General features: G+C 59.9%; 16 protein-coding genes. 5 read left to right on the top strand and 11 right to left on the bottom strand.

Annotated features, from left to right (window positions below; translation table 11 throughout):
* Nucleotides 1-103: 103 nt before the first annotated feature.
* The gene (locus HGP31_RS22150) at nt 104-1,060 is read left to right on the top strand and encodes an alpha/beta hydrolase (RefSeq protein ID WP_168758688.1); all 957 of its coding nucleotides are present in this window, start codon (nt 104-106) and stop codon (nt 1,058-1,060) included.
* A 99-nt stretch (nt 1,061-1,159) separates the two neighbouring features.
* On the opposite strand, the gene HGP31_RS22145 is transcribed toward HGP31_RS22150, so the two are convergent.
* The 3 genes from HGP31_RS22145 to HGP31_RS22135 are packed head-to-tail and all read right to left on the bottom strand — an operon-like array spanning nt 1,160 to nt 5,041.
* Complete coding sequence (locus tag HGP31_RS22145; RefSeq protein WP_168758687.1) at nt 1,160-1,798, bottom strand: hypothetical protein; 639 nt, start codon at nt 1,796-1,798, stop codon at nt 1,160-1,162.
* Nucleotides 1,799-1,839: 41 nt separating this feature from the next.
* On the bottom strand, nt 1,840-2,340 hold the full coding sequence (locus tag HGP31_RS22140) for a hypothetical protein (RefSeq protein ID WP_168758686.1): 501 nt from the start codon (nt 2,338-2,340) through the stop codon (nt 1,840-1,842).
* Between the two features lie 4 nt (nt 2,341-2,344).
* On the bottom strand, nt 2,345-5,041 hold the full coding sequence (locus HGP31_RS22135) for a glycoside hydrolase family 19 protein (protein ID WP_205896180.1): 2,697 nt from the start codon (nt 5,039-5,041) through the stop codon (nt 2,345-2,347).
* 529 nt (nt 5,042-5,570) lie between these two features.
* Here HGP31_RS22135 and HGP31_RS22130 point away from each other — a divergent pair.
* The gene (locus HGP31_RS22130) at nt 5,571-5,894 is read left to right on the top strand and encodes a DUF6124 family protein (RefSeq protein ID WP_168758685.1); all 324 of its coding nucleotides are present in this window, start codon (nt 5,571-5,573) and stop codon (nt 5,892-5,894) included.
* A gap of 200 nt (nt 5,895-6,094) precedes the next feature.
* On the opposite strand, the gene HGP31_RS22125 is transcribed toward HGP31_RS22130, so the two are convergent.
* The 5 genes from HGP31_RS22125 to pvdM form a co-directional block, all read right to left on the bottom strand.
* Complete coding sequence (locus HGP31_RS22125) at nt 6,095-8,578, bottom strand: TonB-dependent siderophore receptor (protein ID WP_168758684.1); 2,484 nt, start codon at nt 8,576-8,578, stop codon at nt 6,095-6,097.
* A gap of 117 nt (nt 8,579-8,695) precedes the next feature.
* Entirely contained in the window at nt 8,696-10,345 is a 1,650-nt protein-coding gene (locus tag HGP31_RS22120; RefSeq protein ID WP_168758683.1) for a cyclic peptide export ABC transporter, read from the bottom strand.
* Between the two features lie 209 nt (nt 10,346-10,554).
* Nucleotides 10,555-11,418 carry a dihydropyoverdine dehydrogenase gene (gene pvdO, locus HGP31_RS22115; protein WP_168758682.1) on the bottom strand — a complete coding sequence of 288 codons (864 nt, stop codon included), beginning with the start codon at nt 11,416-11,418 and terminating at the stop codon, nt 10,555-10,557.
* A gap of 70 nt (nt 11,419-11,488) precedes the next feature.
* The gene (gene pvdN, locus HGP31_RS22110; RefSeq protein WP_168758681.1) at nt 11,489-12,781 is read right to left on the bottom strand and encodes a pyoverdine-tailoring periplasmic protein PvdN; all 1,293 of its coding nucleotides are present in this window, start codon (nt 12,779-12,781) and stop codon (nt 11,489-11,491) included.
* A 29-nt stretch (nt 12,782-12,810) separates the two neighbouring features.
* Nucleotides 12,811-14,160 carry a pyoverdine-tailoring dipeptidase-like protein PvdM gene (gene pvdM, locus HGP31_RS22105; RefSeq protein WP_042955228.1) on the bottom strand — a complete coding sequence of 450 codons (1,350 nt, stop codon included), beginning with the start codon at nt 14,158-14,160 and terminating at the stop codon, nt 12,811-12,813.
* Between the two features lie 226 nt (nt 14,161-14,386).
* Here pvdM and pvdP point away from each other — a divergent pair, with 226 nt between their 5' ends.
* Complete coding sequence (gene pvdP / locus HGP31_RS22100) at nt 14,387-16,006, top strand: pyoverdine maturation tyrosinase PvdP (protein WP_168758680.1); 1,620 nt, start codon at nt 14,387-14,389, stop codon at nt 16,004-16,006.
* A gap of 111 nt (nt 16,007-16,117) precedes the next feature.
* On the opposite strand, the gene HGP31_RS22095 is transcribed toward pvdP, so the two are convergent.
* Genes HGP31_RS22095 through HGP31_RS22085 form a run of 3 tightly spaced genes read right to left on the bottom strand, consistent with a single transcriptional unit; the run spans nt 16,118 to nt 20,666 of the window.
* Nucleotides 16,118-17,512: an efflux transporter outer membrane subunit gene (locus HGP31_RS22095; RefSeq protein WP_168758679.1), complete on the bottom strand. Its 1,395-nt coding sequence runs from the start codon at nt 17,510-17,512 to the stop codon at nt 16,118-16,120.
* 7 nt (nt 17,513-17,519) lie between these two features.
* A complete protein-coding gene (locus HGP31_RS22090; RefSeq protein WP_168758678.1) occupies nt 17,520-19,493 on the bottom strand; it encodes a MacB family efflux pump subunit in 1,974 nt (657 codons plus the stop codon).
* Complete coding sequence (locus HGP31_RS22085) at nt 19,494-20,666, bottom strand: efflux RND transporter periplasmic adaptor subunit (protein ID WP_083349532.1); 1,173 nt, start codon at nt 20,664-20,666, stop codon at nt 19,494-19,496.
* Nucleotides 20,667-20,984: 318 nt separating this feature from the next.
* Between HGP31_RS22085 and HGP31_RS22080 the strand changes: the two genes are divergently transcribed.
* Together HGP31_RS22080 and HGP31_RS22075 are read left to right on the top strand one after the other, a co-directional pair.
* The gene (locus HGP31_RS22080) at nt 20,985-21,467 is read left to right on the top strand and encodes a sigma-70 family RNA polymerase sigma factor (protein ID WP_168758677.1); all 483 of its coding nucleotides are present in this window, start codon (nt 20,985-20,987) and stop codon (nt 21,465-21,467) included.
* A 145-nt stretch (nt 21,468-21,612) separates the two neighbouring features.
* Nucleotides 21,613-22,947 carry a lysine N(6)-hydroxylase/L-ornithine N(5)-oxygenase family protein gene (locus HGP31_RS22075; protein WP_168758676.1) on the top strand — a complete coding sequence of 445 codons (1,335 nt, stop codon included), beginning with the start codon at nt 21,613-21,615 and terminating at the stop codon, nt 22,945-22,947.
* Nucleotides 22,948-23,014 lie beyond the last annotated feature (67 nt).

Here is a 23,014-nt window from a genome sequence, read left to right as displayed (position 1 = left end):
TGGATAAACGCGGTGCTTTTGAGTCCTTCGCTGGCAAGCCAGCTCCTACAGGGACCGCGTTGATTACAAGATTTTCTACCTTAAAACGTAAAGGATTCGTCCAATGGCCGTACTGCCAGAACTTGAAGCTTTCCTCGAACTCGCCGAGTTCGGCCGCCTCACCGGCAAAAGCCGCCCAATGCACGAACAAACCCCGCAACAGGCACGGGTCGACTTCGAGGCCTCTTCCAGCTTCCTCGATGTACCACTGGACCACATCGCCTGCGACCACTTCACCATCCCCGCCCGGGACGGCCACAGCCTGGCGGCACGCCTGTATCGCGACGGCCAACCCGTCGATAGCCTGCAACCGGTAATCCTGTACTTCCACGGCGGTGGCTACGTGGTCGGCAGCCTCGATTCCCACGACGCCCTATGTCGTCGCCTCGCAGCCCAGGGTGGTTTTGCCGTGTTGACCGTGGATTATCGCCTGGCCCCCGAATGGCGTTTCCCGACCCCGGTGCAAGACGCCTGCGACGCCGGCAACTGGCTGGCTCGCGAAGGCGCGTCCCGTGGCCTGGATGCCACGCGGGTGGCACTGGCCGGTGACAGCGTCGGCGCGACACTGGCCACGGTGTTGTCGATCATCGCCGTACACGAGCCTGCGGAACTGGCGCTGCAACCCAAGGCCCAACTGCTGGTGTACCCCGTGACCGACGCCACCACCCACCGCGCCTCGCACCGGGATTTCGCCGAAGGCTACCTCCTGGAAACCCCGACCTTGGACTGGTTCTATGCCCATTACGGGCGCACACCGCAAGACCTCGCCGACTGGCGCTCCTCGCCGCTGCTGGCCGAAGATCTGTCGGGCATGGCACCGGCATTGGTGTATCTGGCCGGTTATGACCCGCTGCATGACGAAGGGTTGGCCTATGCCGAACGTTTGGAGGCTGCGGGGAATGAGGTGACATTGCTGGAGCAGCCGGGTATGACTCATGACTTTTTGCGGATGGCGGGGTTGTTGGGGGAGGTGGAAGGGATTCACGCGGAAGTGGCGGGGTGGGTGAGGTCGCGGCTTTGATTTGAAATGAAAAAAACCGCCATACCTAGTTAAGGATGGCGGTTGATTAAGTAGCTCCTATTTTTAACGCTTCGTAACGCCTAATGGGTCAACAAGACTCTATTTTAAGAGTTCGCGCTGTGCGCTATCTAGTTTGAAGTTGTGCTTCTCAATAATTATGTGATAGTCGTTTTTGTTCTTGGTGTCAGGCGGATCGCAAAATAGAAGATTGTCAAAGGAGGCTGCGGGGGAATCTGCAAATATTTGCGTGCCATCCGCATAATATTTTGCTCTAGGAGTCTCAGTAGTCAAACTGAACTCAGGATAGAGTGAGTTTTCCCACCGACCATCTTGCGAAAATGTGCCGCCGCAGAATTCACCAGTTTCTCTTGCAATAATGCAACCGTTGCGTAAATCAACCAATTCACAATAGGCGACCTCGTGATAAGTTTTCGAACCGTTCGATGTTTCTACCTCGCCGGATTCAATCTGACTCAGCAACACGATATTGCCGTCTGGCGACAATATTGGGTGATCAATTCGTTCGAATGTTCCACCCTTACCTACGTCTCCACGAAGGACTCTTACAGTTTTACCGTCCCTAAGTATTGTAAACGTGCGATATCGTTCACCAATCCGGTCGCTATATTTAAGCTTTTCATTGCATGATGATCCTTTTGTCTCGATGCATTTAGTCGAGGCATACCCAAAAGTACCATAGGTAAGAATTACTAGAAAAACTGCGAGATAGCTCTTCATAATTTGCTCTTCATCAGCCAGTTCAAGACTCGGAAGTTAAATCAGTCTTGCGTAAAGAAACTGTCGTAACCCGCTCTTCGTACCCCCGAATCGTCATTGATGCATTTTATTGAATCAAGAATTATCTCATTATGTCTGACTATTACTTCGTTCAGACCCTCGAATCCCTCTCCCGCCACTGGAGCATCTCGTTCATGAATAACGTAAGATAAACCATTATTTGAAAATTTAATTTTAATATCCATTCCGCCCGGTAGTGGATGAGTCTCCATAATGAAATTTCGACCAGGGGGTATGCGCTGTTCTGGGAAAACAAAGTCGATAATATCTTTACCTAAATCAAAAACTCTATACTGAGCAAATCCTGTTGTATTGCTAAGATTTTTAGAAGCACAAATCGCTACAGTCTTATGTTTTGCCTTGCAGAGAAAGATGACCTGTTCATCTGGCAAGCATAGCTCAATGTCCTTAGCAGTAGCTGGTTCCTCCGCAATAATGGCCGAGGAGACAAACATAAAGAAAAATACTAACAAATTCCTCATGATTTCATATCCCCAAAGTCAGTTTTATTTTGCGCAGAACTTCTATTCGCTCATCAAGGCCGTTGTATCCACCATTAATTATCTGTGTTGTCTTATTTATATCATCTTCATCGGCAGCTAAATTGAAGTTGGTCATTGAGCAATAAACAAAAGCCGATTCCACCCCGTATTGCAACTCATCAATAATTAGGTCAGGGTTTTCTACAAAATTTTTCAGATCACCTGGGTTTGCGGTATTGTGAATTCTAGTGTAGCGCTCGTAGTTGGAGCGGCCCGTAAGTTGGATAATTCCTCTTCCTCGGTATTTATATCCATCCCGCGTTTCTTCCCCTTCATTCCCCATTCTGTCAGCATATACATAACTGAGTAAGTTAACTGCGTTGTTAGCGTAAGTTAATTCATGACTCCAGAGCTTATTCCGAAGCCGGCCAAGATCGCAGTCATCCGCTTCTGAGTTGTAATTTTTTTGACCTCCTTTGCATCCAAATATTTCGCGCATCCTTCTAGCGCTGAAGTTGCCGTTTTCGCTTTTTACTTTGAATTTGCTTTCATGGCCGACTTGCGCAAGAAAATGCGCAATGCGCAGCGGAGTGTCGATTTTATAAATAGGGGCATACATATTTAAATAAGGCAAAATTTCTTGGTGATAATTTGAAAAACCATGCGGATCTGCTGCTTTAAGCATCTCCATGGTGATTAGCTCTAGCTTTTTATAAAACAGACCTACCAAACCGATCGGATGAAAGTGATAAGCCTTCCCCCACGACGGCAGCCCCACTTTCTCCGCCACCTCTTCCCACCAACTGAGGTCCTTGATCCGCTGCTTCTCCGCCAACCAGTTCAAGTGCGGCGTCGAACCGCTATGGCCGAGCATTTCGTCCAGCGCATCCCAGACATGCGCCCGGTGAAACCATTCGCTTTCCTTGCGGATGATCATCTTCGCGATCGCTTGCGCGTGCGCCGGCAACCTGAGCGCCTCTTGCAGTTCTTCGGACTTGATCTGGCCGAGGCGGTTAGGGTCGATAATGTCGAACAAGCGGCTCCTGATCGGTCCTCGGTCCTCGTCGTCGGCCAAGGGGTGGTAGCGTTCCAGTTGTGCCTCGCTGAAGCGACGCATGCTGCGCATGAACGAGGCCATGGCATGGATGGGCCTGCCGTAATCGTGTAGAACTTGGTAACCCTCCCAGTCCCAGGGACTGACCCACGGCGTAGCGCCCACGTCTTCGCGCACCCAGCCGTTAAGCAACTTGCCGGTGGCGTCGTGCAGCAGGCCGTCGAGGCGGTACCAGTTGATCGCCTTTCGTTCGGGGGTAGCAGGCACGGAAATCTTGTCATCGGCTGGCAGGCGCTCGAGCAGGCTTTCGGGGATCAACAGGTCGGCGGCGCTCAGCGGGTCGGTCGCGCTCGGCACTGGCCATCGTGTAGCACTCGCACCGTCGAGGTGCGCCATCACGGCGGTGCCCTTGGCCAGTTTCAGCCAGGTCCGCTCGCGCCCCGGCAGGCGTTGGGCCCAAGCCCGACTGGCCACGATGAAAACTTCCATGTCTTGTTCGCTGAATGTTTCCAGGTGCAGCTTTTTTTCCGGTCGTTCCGCCTCTTCGCTGTGATAATCGCCGAGGTGGCCGATCAGATCCCCGGCCTGGATGGGCACAGGTGTGTCAGGCACCACCACCTCACCGGTACCCGGCGCTCGCTCACCCTGCAACGCGGCGGCCAGTACGTATTGGCTGATGCTTTCCAGCTTGCGCATGTCACCTTCACCACTGATGGTGACTTCCGTTCCTTGCCTCAATTTGAGCAGTTCTTTGTGAAGCAGATCGGGCGTGGGGCGAACCCGCAGACCATCACTGCTGACACGATAAGTGGCCCCGGCGACAGGCTCCAGAAATCGAAAAGCGATGTAGCCTTGCAAAGTCCCATCCGAGTTGCACAGTGACGCCGGGCCACGGCTGTGTTCCAGTTTGCGGTACTTGCCATCGCCGCTGACCGTCACCGGTGTGCCGGGTGGCAACAGGTCGAGGTGGTGCATCGGAGCGCCGTCGGCCGGCCGGTTGATAACAATCAGCCCTCTGGGCGCCGAAGTGCCTGCGCGAGCGTTGGACACGTCCGCCCTGACGCGCAGATGGCGTTCGGGCCAGAATGCCGGGCGCGCCAGTGCCGGGGCTTTCTCATAGTTCTCCCATTCCTGCAGGTGCATGTACAGGCTGTAGAAAATAAGGCTCGGCGGCGTGTCCGTACTGTTCTCGATCTTCGGTGCCTGCAGGCGATGGCGGACCAGCACGAAATTGCGCGAGTAGGGTTTGTTGACGATGATTTTATGGTTGTAGTAGGTCGTCTTCGGCAATTCCCGGTCGATGCGGTAAGCCACCACTTCGCCGTCGGCCAGGCAGTGCACGTTGGATTGCTGTTTCAGGCCTTCGGCCGTGCCGCTGTCGAAATGCACGCCGCCGTGCCACAGGCCATTGACACCCAAGGGGTAGTAACCGGCAGTGGCGTTGGCCAGGTGGGTCAACTGCTGCAACGGGTTGCGCTCGTCCTTGAACGGGTGGCACCAGTTTTTCAACGGTGGCAAGCGTTCGGCTTCCGGGCGCGCTGCTGGGTGGGTGGCCTGGGTGTCGCGCGTTGGCGATACCTGGGGCATGGTCCTGGGGGTGCTTAAGTCGTAGTGACGGCCAAAAATCCAGTCGAGCAGCTTTCCCATGGTGTGTACGCTCCTTGTAATGAAAGGGGGGCAGGCAGAGGAACTGTTAACTTCAGGAGGCTGGCGGACGCTCGGGCATAAGGGGATTTTTATGACCATCCACGTGCCAACGCTTGCAAGCTTTTACGAAGTTGGTCGAGGTGGAAATAGGGCATTTCTGTTTGATGCGTAGGATGCGTCCGAGCGTTTGTGAGAAGGCCCTCACGTGACTTCGCGAAAGCCACAACGCCTTGCGTCGTTGCCTACAGTTACTCCAGAATCCGCCGGCTTGTGCGCCTTGGGGTCGCTCGGTAACTTGGTTCGGGTCACTGATTGTCAGTGATCGGGTTTAGTAGCCCGAGGGTTGTTGGTTAGGTGCAAGCGTTCCCTTCAGTCAGGTATTCATATGCCTGCACTTGATGGTGGCTGTGCGCAGGGCGCTTCGGCGCGCCGGTTAATGCTAACTCCCCCGGTCTACTAACCTGCGCACAGCCGCCACCCTTCGTTTAGTAGCAAGGTGGTTGCGGCTCCATCCAGGGAGTTTGCAAATATGTTCAAGGTGACACCGAATCCGCCAGATACCGATCCGAGATCCTCGTCAGAAGATTCCGACGACCCCATCCCCTCAGCCGCCGACATCAACGCCACCCCACGCAAGCTCTGCAGCATGTTTATCGTCAACCCTGAACTCGATGTCGAGACCCTGCTGGCCCACGCCTGTGAATCGCTGGCTTCGGCCAATGTCATGGCGTTGGATCTGGCGGATCATATGGAAGGGACTAGTCGTAATTCGTTGTTGGGGATTGCGCAGGTGATCATGCTGGGGGAGTTGGCGGTGAACCGGGCTTTGGACCGGATCGATCCGCCTGAATAATCAATGTTGGGGCGAGTATCGCCTTCGCGAGCAGGCTCGCTCCCACAATTGACCGAGGTGAACGCGGATTTGTTGCACACCGCAGATCCCTTGTGGGAGCGAGCCTGCTCGCGAAGGCGGCATCACAGGCGCCGCAAATATCGGCCCATACAAAAATGCCCGCATCTCTCGATACGGGCATTGTTCATTTCAGCTCAGCCTCAGAAGTCGTACTTCGCGGTGATCTGCATGTTGCGCGGCTCTCCGTAGAAGGTGGTGCCGAAGTTGCCAAGGCCGGTCAGGTAGCGCTTGTCGAAGACGTTGTAGGCGTTGACGGTGAAGCTCAGGTGGTCGTCGTATTGATAACGGGTCATCAGGTCGACGAGGGTGTAGCCGCCTTGCTTGAGCATGGTGCTACCGCCTTCGCCGCCGCCTACGTTCGGGCTGTAGCTCTGGCCGTAAAACGCACTCTGCCAGCTGACGCCACCACCGACGGTGAACTGGTCCAGCGCGCCGGGCAGGCGGTAGGTGGTGAAGGTGCGTACGACGTGTTCCGGTTTGCTGGTGGCCAACGGGAAGCCGAAGATGCGTTGGTGATCCTTGTCGCGGGTACGGGCATAGGTGTAGCCAGCCGATACGTTCCAGTCCTGGGCCAGTTCGCCGGCCAGTTCCAGTTCAACGCCATTGGTGGTGGCGCCGTCGACGGCTTTGTAAATGCCGTCGCCGGTAATCTCGTTGGTGCCGATCGACTCGGCAACGTTGTCCTGCTCGATGCGGAAGAAGGCCAGGCTGGCGTTGAGTTTGCCTTCCAAGTAGGCCGCTTTCAGACCGGTTTCGTAGCTGTCGCCTTCAACCGGGTCCAGGGTCTTGCCATCGGCGTCCTTGTTGATTTGTGGCTGGTAGATGCTGGTGTAGCTGGCGTAAACCGAATAGGTATCGTCCAGGTCATAGACCACACCGGCGTAAGGCGTGACGACGCCGTGTTCCTTGTAGCTGGCGTGGGTGTCGGCCAGGCCGGCGCCGGGGTAGTAGGTGTAATCCTCGTTGTACTTGTAGGTGCTTACGCGACCGCCGAGGATGAACGACAGGTCGTCGGTCGGGCGCAGGCGCGTGGCCAGATAAGCGCCGTTCTGGCTTTGGGTGCGCTCGTACTTGCCGTTTTTCGGGAAGTCCGGTTTCGCGATATGGCCTGTCCAGTCAAAGATGTTTCCCGGTACCGATCCATCGGAGTCGGTGGGGGTGCCATAGGTTGCGCCAGTCTGACGGGAGTGGGACGTCATGAAACCTGCCACCAGTTCATGCTCGCGACCGCCCAGGGTGAACGGGCCGGAGACGTTCACGTCAGCGGTGTTCTGCACGCGATGGCCTTCCCAGTGCCCCTGGTAAAAGAACATGCCTTCGCCGGTGTCGCGGTTCGGGTAGCCACCGCTGGCCGAGGCCAGTTGGGTGTCGTGATCGGTGGTTTTCTGGTCGAGGCTGAGCTTGAGTTTCCAGTCGTTGGCCAGCGCTTGCTCGAGGGACGCGAAGTAGGTGGTGCTGTCGAAGTCGCGGCGGCTCCAGTCGGCGCCCGGGTTGAAACCGCGGGAGAAGTCGGTCTTGCCGCCGTCGGCGTAGTAAACCGTGTTACCGGTCCAGGAACTGCCGCGAGGGGTGGCGCTGGATTTGTCGACGCCCAGGGTCAGCAGGGTATCGTCGGTCAGGTCGGCTTCGAGGATGCCGTAGTACAGGTCTTTCTTCTGGCTGTAGTGGTCGATGTAGGAATCTTTGTCCTGCAAGGCACCGACGAAACGGCCGCGCACGCTGCCGCTATCGTTCAGCGAGCCGGAGATGTCGCCCTCGGTTCGGTAGTTGTCCCAGTAGCCGGCAGTGGCGCTGACCGAGGCCTTGAAGTCCTTGGTTGGTTTCTTGCGGATCAGGTTGACCGTGGCCGCCGGGTCACCGGCGCCAGTCATCAGGCCAGTCGCGCCCTTGATGACTTCGATGTGGTCGAGGCTGGCAGCGTCATCGCTGTTGTTGGGGTTTTCACCGTAGACGCCGTCGTAGGGAATGTTGACGCCATCGTACTGAAAGTTGGTGATCGCAAAGCCTCGGGCGGAAAACTCGGTACGGTCACTGTCGTACTTCTGGGTGGTGATGCCTGGGGTGTTGCGCAGCGCATCGGCGACGCTCGTCACACCGCGGTCATCCATCTGCTGACGAGTGACCACAGTCACCGATTGCGGCGTTTCACGAAGGGTCAGCGGCAACTTGGTGGCGGTGGTGGTGGCGCCGGTAGTGTAGGAACCAGTGTCCTCAGTGGTCAGGCCCAGGGCCTGGCCGGAAATGGTGGTGGCGCCCAGTTGCAGGCTCGATGAGCCACCCGACACCAGCGTCACGCTGTTGCCGTTGATCTGGAACGAAATGCCGGTGCCCTTGAGCATCTCGGCCAGGGCCGCGGAGGGCTCCAGCGAGCCGGACACCGCGCGGGACTTGATGCCGGCTACCTGGTCCGGGCTGTAGAGGATTTGCAGGTTGGTCTGCATGCCCAGTTGGGTCAGCGCGCTGGACAGCGGCTGCACGGCAATACTCACTTTTACAGGTGCTGCGTTGGCCATCGTGCTCCCCAGCAACGTGGCGGTCAGCAGGACGCTGGTCAACAGCGTTTTGTGCAATGACGGGCGCTGTACGGCCAGCGCGAGAGGGGTACGGCGTGGAAGAGATCGCATTACTTGCCTGTGCTCCTGAAAAGTGTCGTGCAGAGTTTTTTGTTAATAGGAATGATTATTAAGACGAGATGCGATTGTGAAACCGGAAAAGAAATGTGAAAAAAATGTCATTGGGGTTCAGGCAGGCGTCAGCTCGGTGACGACCCGGCCGCTTTCCATACGTACCAGTTGGTCGGCCACATCGAAGTAACGGTCATCGTGGGAGATCACGATGATGGTCTTGCCCAGGCGCTTGAGGTCCGGCAGCAGCTCGGTGTAGAAAATTCGCCGGAAGGTCGGGTCCTGGTCGGCCGCCCACTCGTCGAACACCAGCACCGGCCGCTCTTCCAGCCAGGCATTGACCAGCGCCAGGCGCTTGCGCTGGCCGGTGGACAGGTCGGTGGTGGTGAAGTTGCCGTCCTTGACGCTGACCTTGTGCGCGATCTCCAGGCGCTGCAGGTATTTGTTGGCGTCTTCGGGAATCTGCGTATCGCCCTGTACCACGTCATCGAACAGGTAATAGTCGGCAAAGATGGTGGTGAACAACTGCCGGTAGTCATCGCGATTGTGCGCGTCGATGGCCTCGCTGTTGACACGAATCTGTCCCTGTTGCGGCGTGTACAGGCCTAGCAGCAATTTGATCAGGGTGGTCTTGCCACAGCCGTTCTCGCCGACGATGAAGGTGATGTCGCCCTGCTTGATCGACAGGTTGACCGGGCCCAATTGGAAGGGCGCAGCACCCTCGACCGACGGGAAGGCGTAGCGCACGTCCGTCAGTTGCAGTTCGTGCACGGCCTGTTTGACCTTGCCTTGGTCGCTGAGCAGCAGGTGAGGTTCCGGGGTGGAAAACTGTTCGGAAAGTTCAGCGATGCGGCGAAAGGCAATCTGCGCACGGCTGACGATCGGCAGGGTGCCGATCAAATGCTCCAGCGGGCCTTTCATGTACAGCAGCACCAGCACGAAGCCGCTCATGACGGTCTTGTCGGCGCTCGGCCAGAACGCTTGCAGGGCCAGGGCCAGGCCGATGACCACAAAGAACAGCATCGAGCCGAAAGTCTTGGCGATTACGAAGGTGTTGATCGAACGCACCTGGGTGTTGCAGATGAATTCGGCGGTGCCCTTGATGCCCGAGCTGAACATGCGCTGGCGGCGAGGGCGGTGGATGCGCAGTTCCTTGGCGCCTTCGGCAATGGCGTTGTAGTGCTTTTGCAGCTCGTCTTCAGCGTCGCGGGCGGCCATGAAGCCTTGCACACCCTTGCTCTGGGCGTAGGCCTGGATCGCGCTGCCGATCAAGATCGCGGCCACCATGATCAGGAACATCGGCCACGACAGGATCGCCAGGTAGCCCATGCATCCCAGGGTCACGGTCAGGGAAATCGCCAGCGGCGCGAAGGCGAAGGCGAAGTCGCTGATGGTGTCGACGTCGTGGGTCAGCACCGGGATCAGGCGATGGCTGCGGTAACGCTCGATCTGTTCGATCGGCGCCGACAGCACCTTCTCGCCCAGCTGTTTGCGCAGCTTGGCAATGATGTGTTGGCCGACGTAGTTAGTGCCGATGTCGGAGCAGATCGAACTGGCCAGCGCCAGCAGGCACAGGCCGGCGAACAGCGCGACCACGCCCTGGGTCAGGCCGCTGTCCGAATGCAGGGCATTGTTGATGGTCGCCAGCAACACCGTGACGCTCAGTCCGCCGACCATGCCCAGGAATATGGAAGCAGCGACGATGAATCGAAAGGGTTTGAGCAGGGCGAACAATTCGCCGATGGCGCCTCGGGTAGGCTGGGTCATGGAAGACGGTTCCTTGGGTCGGAAGGCAGATACCCAGTAGAACGTCTGGTCGAGGGGTTAATTTAGAGGGGGGTGACTGGTGGCGGGGAACTACACGTAAATCCCTGTAGGAGCTGCCGCAGGCTGCGATCTTTTGATCTTGTTTTTAAAAAAATCAAAGTCAAAAGATCGCAGCCTGCGGCAGCTCCTACAGTGGATGGTAGGGGGGTTCAGAGATTGCGCACTACGCGAAAGCCTATCCAGTCCCCGCGTTCCTGAGGGTACTGGCTGTTGCGGTTTCCGGAGCGGGAGAACACCGGGGCTTCCCCCCAGTCGTTGCCGCGGATGCGCACCGCTTCGCAGTTGAGTTCCAGCCAGGTGCTGCCATCGGTGGGGGCGCCGACGTAGTTCGGGTGTTCGCAATCTTCGACCCACTCATAGACGTTGCCGTGCATGTCATACATACCGAAGGCGTTCGGTGGGTAGCTGCCCACCGGCGAGCTGTAGCTGTAGCCGTCCGCCGGGCCGTAGGTGTTGGCGTGTTTGGCGATGCTGTATCCCTTGCCTTCATCGAACGGAAAGGGGAACGGGCCTTGGGTGCCGCCGCGTGCGGCGTATTCACGCTGGGCCTCGCTGACCATGCTGTATCGCTGTCCGGTTTTCTTCGACAGCCAGGCGACGTAGTTCTTCACGTCGTCGAAGTTCATGCACACCGCCGGCTGACGCGGGCCCTGCGGGTAGCGCGGCTTGCTGGCGATGCACTCGCGACCTGGCCGGGTATCGCCGTTGGCGATGGTCACGCCGCTTTCCTTGATATAGCTGTCCCATTCACCGGCGGTGATCTGGAAGCGGCTCATGGCGAAGGGTTTGGCGAAGGTCACCTCATGCATCGGACCCTCATCGGGCTCGCGGCCGACTTCGTCATCGGGCGTGCCCATGGTAAAGGTGCCGGCGGGCAGCACGACCATTTCCGGGCAGTTCTTGCAGTCCTTGAATACCTTGCCCGCTGGCGGTGGGGTGGCGGCCTGTGCGGCGCAGGGGAGCAGGCCGGCGATGAGGGCGGTTAGGGCGAGGGCTAACATGTGACGGGTCATTTTCTATCTCGATAAAGAAGAGCGAACCCTGTAGGAGCGAGCATGCTCGCTCCTACAGTGAATGGTGGTTTCAGGCGGTTTTGTTCAGTAGGGCCGTGAACCGGTCGATTTCGTATTCACTGTTGAGCAGGCCGGGAGCGATGCGGATCACCGGGCCAGCGTCGCGGTCCACCGAGTCGCAGACCACGCGGTTCTGCATCAGCCCGCTGGCGACCTTTTCGCAGTCCTGGTCCTTGATCCGGAAGAAGGTGAAGCCGGCGGACAGTTGCGGGCTCCTTGGCGTGACCAGTTCGATCCGCGGCTGTTCCAGCAGGCGATCCTTGGCATAGCTGTTGAGTTCATGAATGCGCGCTTGGACCTCGGCCTTGCCCAAATCCAGGTGCAGCTTGAACGCTTCGTCCACGGCCCAGCGATGTTCGAAACTGTGATAGCCGCCGGGGGTCATGATGGTCGCGAAATCGGTGGATTCGCTGAAGGTCGGAATGATCGGCGTGACGTCCCGGACCTCGGCGGAGCGGGCACAAATGATCCCGGTGCCACGGGGGCCGAACATCCATTTGTGCGTACCGGCGATAAAGAAGTCGCAGTGCATGTCGGGAAAGTCGAGGTCCTCGACGCCAAAGCCGTGCACGCCGTCGACCACATACAGGATGCGGTCCTTTTCGTCGCGCTTGCGGTTGTGCTCTTCGACCAGCTTGCCGATTTCGCCGATCGGCAGTTTCACACCGCTGCCCGATTGCACCCAGGTCATGCCCAGCACGCGGGTTTGTGGGCGGATGCCTTGGGCGATCGTACCCAGCACTTCGTCCACGGAAATGTCGCGGCTGCTCTCGAACAGCTTGAGCTTGCGCACGTTCGTGCCTTGGCGTTGCTGACGAAATTCCAGCGTGTAATTCGTGGAATAGTGTTCATGTTCGCTGACCAGGATTTCCTGATCCGGCCTTACATGAATCCCGCCATAGATCATCGCCAGGCCTTCAGTGGTGCTGCCGGTCAGCGCGATCTGCTCGGGTTTGGCATTGAGGTAGCGTCCGGCCCAGACCCGCACATTGTGCTCGCGTTTCTCGGTTTCCTGCAGGTCCCAGTCCATGGCCCGGCCAGGGTTGCGGTCGATGTTGGCGCGGTGCATGTCGATCGCGTTGCGCACCGGCGTTGGGTGCGAGGTGATGAGGAAATTGGCGAAATGCAGGTAGTTCGGGTCCTGATTGAACAGCTGGCGCAACTGCGCCCATTTGCCCTTGGGCAAAGGCGGTGGCTGCTGTTGTAGATCGCCGGCTATGGCTGGCGGGTACACGGAAGCAGCCAGGGGCAGGCCGGCGGCGAGAATGCCGGCCTGCTTGAGGAAGGAGCGACGGTTGGTCATGGCTTCGGGTTCGCTTGGCAAAAGTGGCATCAGTTTTTGGCGACGGGCCGGGAGGCTTTTTCGACCTGGTCCCAGACCCGCAGGAAATTGCCGCCCCAGAGTTTGGCGATATCGGCTTCGCTGTAGCCGCGGCTGATCAGCTCGGCTGTCACGTTGCGCGCCTCGCTGACGTCTTTCCAGCCGTCCAGGCCGCCGCCATCGTTGAAGTCGGAACTGATGCCGACGTGATCGATGCCGATTTTCTTCACCGCGTAGTCAATCGCGTCGCCGTAGTCCTTGAGGGTGGCCTTGGGTTCTTCGTCGACAATCGCGTAGAGCTGGCTGGCGTATTCGCCGAACCGTTGTTCCGACCACACGGTGATGATCGGGTCGCCCGGCATCAACGCCATCTCCAGGCCTTGCAGGGGTTGCAGGTCGAAACGCGCACGCAGGGCGTTGAGCTTGTCCTGGGTGGCCTGGCTCAGTGGGCGGATGTAGGTCGGGAAGCCGACGATCTGCACCACGCCGCCGCTGTCCTTGATCAACTGCATTTCGTGGTCGCTGAGGTTGCGCGGGATGTCTACCAGGGCGCGCGGGGCGGAGTGCGAGGCCACCATCGGCGTGCGGCTCAACCGGGCCACTTGCTCCAGGGCCTTGGTCGACATCTGCGAGACATCGATGATCACGCCGAGGTCGTTGAGGCGCTGCACGGCCTGCTTGCCGATGTCCGAGAGACCGCCGAGGGCGTCCCGGGAATCGTTGAAGAACGGCAGCGGCCTGGATGAATCGGCCCAGGCGTTGTTGCCCACATAACTGAAACCGAACATGCGCATGCCCCGTGCCGCCCATTTATCCAGGGCATTGAGGTCGTTGCCCAGTGGGTAGGCGTTGAGCATGCTCAGGAAGATTGCAAACTTGCCTTCGCCATGCAGGCGCCGGAAATCGTCAGGGGTGTAGGCGATGGCGGCCTGGTTGGGGAAGTCGCGCACCAGGGCGCTGATGATCTTGTAGCGGGTTTCCTGTTCGAAGCGTGCCTCTTCGACGAAGCCGGCGGTGGGGCGATGCGGCGCGTTGGGACCGTTCCAGATTTCCGGCCAGCCGAAAATTGTCAGGGCCGCACCGGACAGGCGTCCGCGTCCGCTCTTGACGAGGTCGAACTGGCCGCTGCCGTCCTTGTCGGCTTCATTGCCGGCGGTACCGAAGTCCATGGGTACGGTGATGTGGCTGTCGAACGAGAGAAGGCGCTCATGCAGTTCTTCGGCCTGCTTCATCACTTTGACCGGGTAACCGTGATTGTCCTTGAGCCCGTAATCCCAGGCCGCAAAGCCTGCGCCCGCGCAGATCGCCAGGGCTAGCGGCAGGCCGATGAAAAGAGCCTTTTTCGAACGTGGTTTTGTCATTGCCGTCTCAGTCAGGGAGCCTTTGCTATCTGGGAGGAACGAGTGATCGACCAAGGAATTTAGGTGCTCCTGAAAAGATCGCAGCCTGCGGCAGCTCCTACAGGGGCAGGCATTTCATGTAGGAGCTGCCGCAGGCTGCGATCTTTTGGCTGCACCATAAATTTTGGAAGGGAACAAACGTTCTAGCTTGGATAAAGCCTGCTTCATGGCTGACACAGGTAGGGCAATGACGATTTCTCGACGATGGTTCATGGCAGGCCTGGCGCTGACCGGCGCGGCTGTGCCCGCGGCTTTTTATGGGCATCGCCAATGGACGAAGCCGGACCCGACGATCACCCCCGGCGAAGCGTCGTTCGAGGTGGCGGATGTCGCCGGCCAACGCCTGGCGGATACGCTGCGTGGTGTCTGGCAGATCCGTTTCGAAGGACGTGATGCCGGGCTTGAAGGCTTGCCACGGGACGGGCTGGAGTTGTTTCTCGACATTGGCCACAAGGGCCGTGGCCTGGTTGGTTTTCTCGACACCGCCGAGCGCTTGCGTTCCAGCGAAACACCGCGATATCAGGTGCTCGGCGATGTGGCCGGGGTCAAGCCGGCGCAGTTGAGTTGGCGCTTGCTCAGCGCCCGTGGCAGCTGTGACTACGAGTTCAGCATGGCGCTGGACGAAGTCTGGGCCGGTTTCGGCAATGCCGGCAGCGGCAGCCTCAGTGGTCGCGTGCTGGATCTGGATCGCCCCTTGATGATGACGACCCAGGACAATCGCTTTGTCGCGGTCAAGAAGGTGTTCCCCGAAGCCCGCGAACGCACCGCTCTGAATCCACCGCTGCTGGCCTGGCTGACGTCCCAGGAGCATCGCTTGTTCCACCAGCTCTGGCATGCGTCCAGGGATAAATGGCACACCTTGTCCGAAGACAAGCGCGACGCCTTGCGCGGCATCGGGTGGCAGCCCGGGCCGCGGGATAAGGAGCGTGACGCCCGTGGCACACGCAAGGATCGCAACGGCTCCGGCGTGGACTTCTTCTTCATGCATCGGCACATGCTCGGCACCGCACGTTCGATGCAGGACTTGCCGTCATGGACGCGGTTCCCCTTGCCGCAACCGGAGCTGGCCCGGGACCGCATCGGCTTCGCCAATTATTTCGACAACCACGACGGCGCGGCGCTGCCACCTACCTGGCTGGCCGAAGACGATGACGAGTATTCGCAATGGGTCAGCGACATCAAGACCGCCGAGACCTACCACAGCAATTTCCAGGTCTGGGAGTCGCAATACCGTGACCCGCGTTACCTGTCGAAGTTGACCCTGGGGCAGTTTGGCTCAGAGGTCGAGTTGGGCCTGCACGACTGGTTGCACATGCGCTGGGCCTCGGTGCCGCGCGATCCGTCCAACGGCCAGCCAGTGCCGTTCGCCCGGGATCCAGCGGACTTTTCCGCGCGCTGGTATGCGCCGGAAAACGACTTCCTCGGCGATCCGTTCTCGTCCCATGTAAACCCGGTGTTCTGGCACTTCCACGGCTGGATCGACGATCGCCTGGAAGACTGGTTCCGCGCCCATGAGCGTTTCCACCCGGGGCAGGTGAGTCGGCTTGAGGTCAATGGCGTGCAGTGGTTCGCGCCAGGGCGTTGGGTCGAGATCGACGACCCGTGGCTGGGGCCGGGGACCCATGGTTGCAGCGCCACGCCGGGGTTGCAGGCGGGCAAGTCGGTGGAGATGGACCCGGAGACCATGAAGCTGGCGTTGCGGATTACCTTTGGCGAGGACGAGAAGAAGCTGGCGGATCTGTTCAGGAAGGTGCCGCAGCGGCCTTGGTATGCGCGGAATTTGAAGGTGAAGCCGGTCGTTACATGATCGTTCCCACGCTCTGCGTGGGAATGCCTCAACGGACGCTCCGCGTTCGGCTCTGGATGGGACGCAGAGCGTCCCGGGCTGCATTCCCACGCAGAGCGTGGGAACGATCAACTACAAAACCTGCCACCCACCCCCAAGCGCCTTGTACAAAGCAATGCTCGCCTGCATCCGCGACAGCCTCAGTTGTACATTCAAATCCTGCGCCGCATACAGTGTGCGTTGCGTCTCCAGCACTGTCAGCAAATCCTCGGCCCCCGCCTCATAGCGACTTTGGGCGATGTTGAACGCGGTCTGCGCCTGGCTCAGCTCCTCGCTCTGCCACTGGCGCTGTTCGTCCAGTCCGCGAATGCTGTTCAAGGCTTTTTCCACGTCGGCGAAGCCATTGATAATCGCACCGCGGTAGCTTTCCAGCAGTTCTTCCTGGCGGCCCAAAGCCTGGTCGCGCTCGGCGCCCAGGCGCCCATTGTTAAACACCGGCGCCAGCAATCCGGCGGTGAGGTTGTAGAAGGGGCTGCGCAGGATGTCACCGGCACGGTCGGCACCGGAGCCGATTTCCGCGCTCAGGGTCAGGGTCGGCAACATTGCGGCGCGGGCGACGGTGACGTCGGCCTGGGCAGCGGCCAGTTGCGCTTCGGCCCGGGCGATGTCCGGGCGCCGGCTGAGCAATTCGCTGGGTACGCCCGCGTCAATGGCGGGCCAGGACAATTGATCGAAATGCTCCTGGCCCAGCGCCAGTTCCTGCAGCGGGCGGCCGAGGAGGGTAGCGAGGCTGATCTGCGCGTCGATGGACTGCTGCCGTACCAGCGGTAGTTGCCGCTGTTGCGCAGCCACCAGGCTTTTCTGCTGAGCCAGTTCCAGTGCGGTCGCGGAGCCGGAATCGAAGCGAGTCTGCACCAGTTTCAACACGTTCTGCGCGTTGGCCAGGTTGAGCCCGGCAATACGGCTTTGCTCCTGCAGCGACAGGGTTAGCGCATAGGTGTTGGCGACGCCGCTGAGCAACGTCAGCTCCACCGTCGCCTGATCGAACTCGCTGGCCTGCAACGCGAATTGCGCACTGTCACGGGAAGCGCGCTGGCCACCCCAGAAATCGATTTCGTAAGTGGCGGTCAGGTTGGCGTTGAAATAGTCCACGGCGCTGTTGTCGCTGTCGGCATCCAGTTGGCTGTAGCCATTGCCGCGCAGCAATTTCTGGCGGTTGGCGTTTGCCCCTGCCTGGACTTCTGGTAACTGCGAACCACCGGCGACCACCGTTTCGGCCTGTGCCTGGCGCACCCGCGCAATGGCGGCGGCCAGGTCGTAGCTGCCGACTCGGGCCTGTTCGATCAGGCGTCCCAGTTGCGGGCTGCCAAAGCGGTTCCACCATTGCTGGTTGTCGCGGGTAGCAGCCGAGGAGTGTGGTGATTGCCAGGCGGTGGGCGGCGTAATGCCGCTGTCCGGACGCTGGGCGGGACTGCCGCAGGCGCCGAGCAGCAGGCAGAGGGTCAGCAAGCTCAGTTGCGGCTTCATGGAAAGATCATTCACTGGTAAGGGCCGTGACCGGGTCGAGTCGGGCAGCTTTGCGGGCCGGCATGAAGCCGAAGACGACACCGGTGACCAGGGCGCAGCCGAAGGCGCCCAACACCGCTATCAAGGAGAACGCGACGGCGACTTCGCTGAGGATCAGCACGCCGCCGACGATCAGCGCCAGGGCGATCCCGGCCAGGCCACCGACCACCGAAAGCATCACCGCTTCGGTGAGGAACTGGCGCAGGATGTCGCGCTGGCGGGCACCGGTGGCCATGCGGATGCCGATCTCGCGGGTCCGTTCGCGCACGGTCATGAGCATGATGTTCATCACGCCGATGCCGCCCACCAGCAGCGAAATCGCGGCAATCGAACCGAGCATCAGCGACAGGGTGTTTTGCGTGCGCGCTTCGGCCTGGATCATCGCCGCGTTGTTGGTCAGCTCGAAATCCTTCTTGCCGTTGTGCAGGCGCAGCATCAATTGCTCGATGGCGTGTTCCGTTTCCTTGACCTTGCGCGCATCGGCGGCGGCAATCGCGATGTATTCCGGGTTGTAAGTGCCGAATAACCGCACGCTGGCGGCGGAGTAGGGGATGGCGATGCGGTCGTCGCTGTCGGAGTCGCCGGAGCTGGCGCCTTTTTCCGCCAGCACGCCGACCACCTGGAAGGGTACGTTTTCGATCAGGATGTACTGGCCGATGGGATTGGCGACGTCCTTGAGCAGTTTGGTCCGCACCTTGTGGCCGATCACCGCGACCGCCGCGGCGTTTCGTTCATCGGCCTCGGTGAAGTAGCTACCTTGCACCACTGGCCAGTTGAAGATCGCCGGGAAGTTGGTGTCGTTGCCGCCAACGTAGCTCAGGTGGTCGAGGTTGCCGAAGCGTACCCCGGCTTCCTGGCCGTTGACCGGCATGATGCGCATCACCTGGGGCAGGCTCGCCACCGCCTTGACTTCGTCCAGGGTGACGATACCCAGCGGCGTGCGCGGGTTTGGGGACGCGCCACTGAGGTAAATGATGTTGGAACCGAACGCGCCCATCTGGGCCATGACTTGGCGCTTGCTGCCTTCGCCGACGGCCAGCATCACCACCACCGACGCCACGCCGATAATGATCCCCAGCAGGGTCAGCGCGGTGCGGAACCTGTTGATCCACATCACCCGCCAGGCGGCTTGCACCGCGTCGACCAGCTCGCCTTTCCAGGCACCGCTGGCTTGCGTGCCTTCAGTCAGGCGCTTGCGCAGGTCCACTGCTTGCAATGCACCGGGATTGGCAGGGGTTTGCGCGGCGCGATTGTCCAGGGCGCTGTCACTGATGATCAGGCCGTCGCGGATCTCGATGATGCGCTTGGCCCGCGCCGCCACTTCGCGATCATGGGTAATGAGGATCACCACGTGGCCCTGGCTCGCCAGCTCGTCGAGCAGCGCCATGACTTCCTTGCCGCTGTGACTGTCGAGGGCGCCGGTGGGTTCGTCGGCGAGGATGATATGGCCGCCGTTCATCAAGGCGCGGGCAATGGACACCCGTTGCTGCTGGCCACCGGAGAGCTGGTGTGGACGATTGCCGGTGCGTGTGGCCAGGCCGAGGCGCTTGAGCAGGGCGGCGGCGCGGGCATGTCGTTCGGCGGCTGGAGTGCCAGCGTAGATCGCCGGCATCTCGACGTTCTCCTGGGCCGAACCGGACGGAATCAGGTGATAACCCTGGAACACGAAACCAAAGGCTTCGCGGCGCAGCCAGGCCAGTTCGTCGCTGTCCAGGTCGGCGACGTTTTCTCCGGCGAAGCGGTATTCGCCCGAGGTCGGACGGTCGAGGCAGCCGAGGATGTTCATCAGTGTCGACTTGCCGGAGCCGGAGGCGCCGACGATCGCCACGAATTCCCCGGCATGGATCGACAGGTCGATGCCGCGCAACACATGGACTTCAGGCGCGTCGCCACCGCCGTAGGCTTTGCGGATGTCTGAAAGTTCGATCAGGGGCGTATGCATTTACCCGCCGCTCCCGTCGGCCGGGCCGATCAACAAGTGATCGCCTTCCTGCAGGCCGTCGAGGATCTGCACCCGCAGGCGGTCGCTGATACCGGTGCGCACGTTGCGTTGTTCGATACGGCCATTGCTGGCCACCACTTGCGCGGTCTGGCTGTCGGATTGCGCGCCGGCCTGCAGCGCGGCGATCGGTGCGGTCAGGACGTTTTGCGCCTGGCCTGCGACGAAAAATACCTGGGTGGTCATTTCCGCCATCAGCGCGTTGTCGGCGTTATCGACATCCAGCAGCACGGTGTACAGCACCACCCGTGCGCTGCCGCTTTTGCTCGAGCTGGCGGGGCTGCCGCCGCCCTGGCTGGTTTGGTCTAGGGGTTTGGGCGGTACGGGCAGGATCTGCCGCACGGTGCTTTTCCAGCGCCGGGTGCCGCCGCTCAGGGTGGTGAACCAGGCGTTCATGCCGGGTTTGACGTGGCCGATGTCGGCTTCGGAGACCTCGGCCCAGACGGTCATCGGCGACAGTTTGGCGATGCGCAGAATCAGCGGTGTCTGTTGCTGGGCGTTGAGGGTCTGGCCTTCGCGGGCATCCAGTGCGACCACAGTGCCGGACATGGGCGCATAGATCCGGGTGTATCCGAGCTCGGCCTGATCGCTGCGCAGGCTGGCCTGGGCCTGGCGAATCTGCGCCTGGATCATGTCGATGCGCGCCTGGGTGGCGCGCAGTTCGGCCTGCGCAGTCTGCACGTCTTCTTCGCGGGTGGCGTTGCCGGCCTTGAGGTGTTGCTGGCGCTGGAATTTCTGTTGGGCGAGGTCGTGTTGCGCGCGTTGCTCCTGAAGTTGCGCCTTGAGGTTTTCGATGGAGAAACGCCCGGCATCGAGTTTGGCCTGTTGCGTGGAGGGGTCGATTTCCACCAGCAGCTGGCCTTCCTTGACCACGTCACCGACTTCCACGTGGATCTTTTGAATCTGCCCGGACGCTTGGGCGCCGACGTCCACGTAACGCCTGGGTTGCAGGGTACCCAAGGCCGTGACACTGCTTTCGAGGTCGGCGCGGGTCACCTGCACGGTGGCGAACCGGTCGCGCCCGGGCGGAATGAACTGCCAGGCCGCAACGGCGATAACGGGGATCAGGGTGAGTGCTACCAGCAGGGCGCGTCGGGTACAACGGGAACGTTTCATGCAGGGTTCCAAAGCAGTTGAACACTGCCGTGGAGCCGGCAGGGACGTGGAGCTGTCCTAGTAGACGAGGACAGCTGCAGGGAATTTAGCCTCGGACACGCGGCGTAACACTGTGGCTTGCCTCACTGATCGTTCCCACGCGGAGCATGAGCACGATCAGTAAGGCAAGCCCATGGCTATTTGTCGGGCCAGACAAAGCAATACTTTAAATCTACATGAGAATTACTATAAATTACGCATCTCAAATTGCCACTACCGTGCCACTGTGGCCGACAGGTTGCTTCAAGGACAGAAACCGCACCCGTGCGGACGGGAGTCATGTTGGAAAACTACTATCGAGAGCTGGTGTGTTTCCTCAACGCCAAGCTGGGCAACCGCCAGGTGGCTGAAGATGTGGTGCATGACGCTTACCTGCGAGTCCTGGAACGCTCCAGCGACACGCCGATCGAGCAGCCCCGGGCATTCCTGTATCGCACGGCATTGAACCTGGTGATCGACGATCACAGACGCAATGCATTGCGCCAGGTCGAGTCGCTGGATGTGCTCGACAACGAAGAGCGCTATTTCAGTCCCTCGCCCCTGAGCAGCCTCGATCACGGCCAGCGCCTGGACATGCTCCAGCGCGCCCTGGCGGAGTTGCCCCGTCTGTGCCGCGAGAGTTTCCTGCTGCGCAAGATCGAAGGCCTGTCACACCCGCAGATCGCCGAACACCTGGGCATCTCCAAGGCTCTGGTAGAAAAGCACATCGTCAACGCCATGAAGCATTGCCGCGTGCGTATGCGCCAATGGGATGCGCATTGATCCTCGCGTTGATCCGTTCTTGTTAAATTTTATTTCACTGTCCTCGTTCCTAATCAACAGACGACCTGCTGTCCTGCTAAAGGCCGGCCAGGTCACTTAGGCTTATCTCCCCCGCCGCTCGGGGTACATCCAGAGGACACTGGAAATGACACAGGCAATTGCATCGCCCATCGTTCACGACCTGATCGGCGTCGGTTTCGGACCTTCGAACCTGGCACTGGCCATCGCCCTGCAAGAACGCGGGCCGACCCCGGGCGAGCTGGATGTACTGTTTCTTGACAAGCAAGCCAACTACAGCTGGCATGGCAACACCCTGTCGACCCAAAGCGAGCTGCAGATCTCCTTCCTCAAGGACCTGGTGACCCTGCGCAACCCGACCAGTCCTTACTCGTTCGTCAATTACCTCAAGGCTCACGGTCGCCTGGTGGACTTCATCAACCTGGGCACGTTCTATCCCTGCCGCATGGAGTACAACGACTACCTGCGCTGGGTGGCTGCGCAATTCGAGAAACAGAGCCGTTATGGCGAAGAAGTGCTGGCCATCGAACCGGTGCTGCACAACCAGCAAGTCGAAGCGCTGCGGGTGATTTCTCGCGATAGCGCTGGACATCAACAGGTTCGAACCACCCGTTCGGTGGTGGTCAGCGCGGGCGGCACGCCGCGAATCCCCGAGGCGTTCAAGGCACTCAAGGGCGACAATCGCGTGTTCCACCATTCGCAGTACCTGGCGCAGATGGCCACGCAGCCGTGCGTGAACAACCAGCCGATGAGCATTGCAATCATTGGTGGCGGGCAGAGCGCGGCGGAAGCCTTCATCGACCTCAACGACAGCTTTCCGTCGGTGCAGGTCGACATGATCTTGCGCGGTTCTGCCCTGAAACCGGCGGACGACAGCCCGTTCGTCAATGAAGTGTTCTCGCCGGAGTTCACCGACCTGGTGTTCCAGCAAGACAGCAGCGAGCGTGAGCGCCTGGTCAACGAATACCACAACACCAACTATTCGGTGGTGGACATCGACCTGATCGAACGCATCTACGGGATTTTCTACCGGCAGAAAGTCTCGGGCATTGCTCGCCATGCGTTCCGTACCCTGACCACCATTGAAAGCGCCAGCGCCACCGAGCGCGGCATCGAGCTGGCCGTGCGCAACAACGCCACCGGCGAAGTCACGGTCCGTCTCTATGACGCCGTGGTGCTGGCCACCGGTTACGAGCGGCAGATGCACCGCAAGCTGCTGGCCCCGCTGGAACAGTACCTGGGTGATTTCGAGGTGGATCGTAACTACAAATTGATCACGGATGAGCGCTGCAAGGCCGGCATCTATATGCAGGGCTTCTGCCAGGCCAGCCATGGCTTGAGCGACACGCTGCTGTCGATCCTGCCGATTCGTGCGCACGAGATCGCCGGTTCGCTGTATGACCATGGCAAGAAGCGCGGGCATCGCTCGATGGCGGATCTGCTCCTGGCGACTGCCAGCTGAAATCTTCGGCGGCGGTGAGGTCGCCTTCTTTGCAAACCCGCGACTCGCATCAGACTTTTCGGGTGGT

The sequence above is a fragment of the Pseudomonas umsongensis genome, from assembly GCF_012647205.1.
GTDB classification, from domain to species: domain Bacteria; phylum Pseudomonadota; class Gammaproteobacteria; order Pseudomonadales; family Pseudomonadaceae; genus Aquipseudomonas; species Aquipseudomonas umsongensis.
The sequence above is the reverse complement of the archived record's forward strand: the minus strand, read 5'-3'. Positions and strand labels throughout refer to the sequence as shown.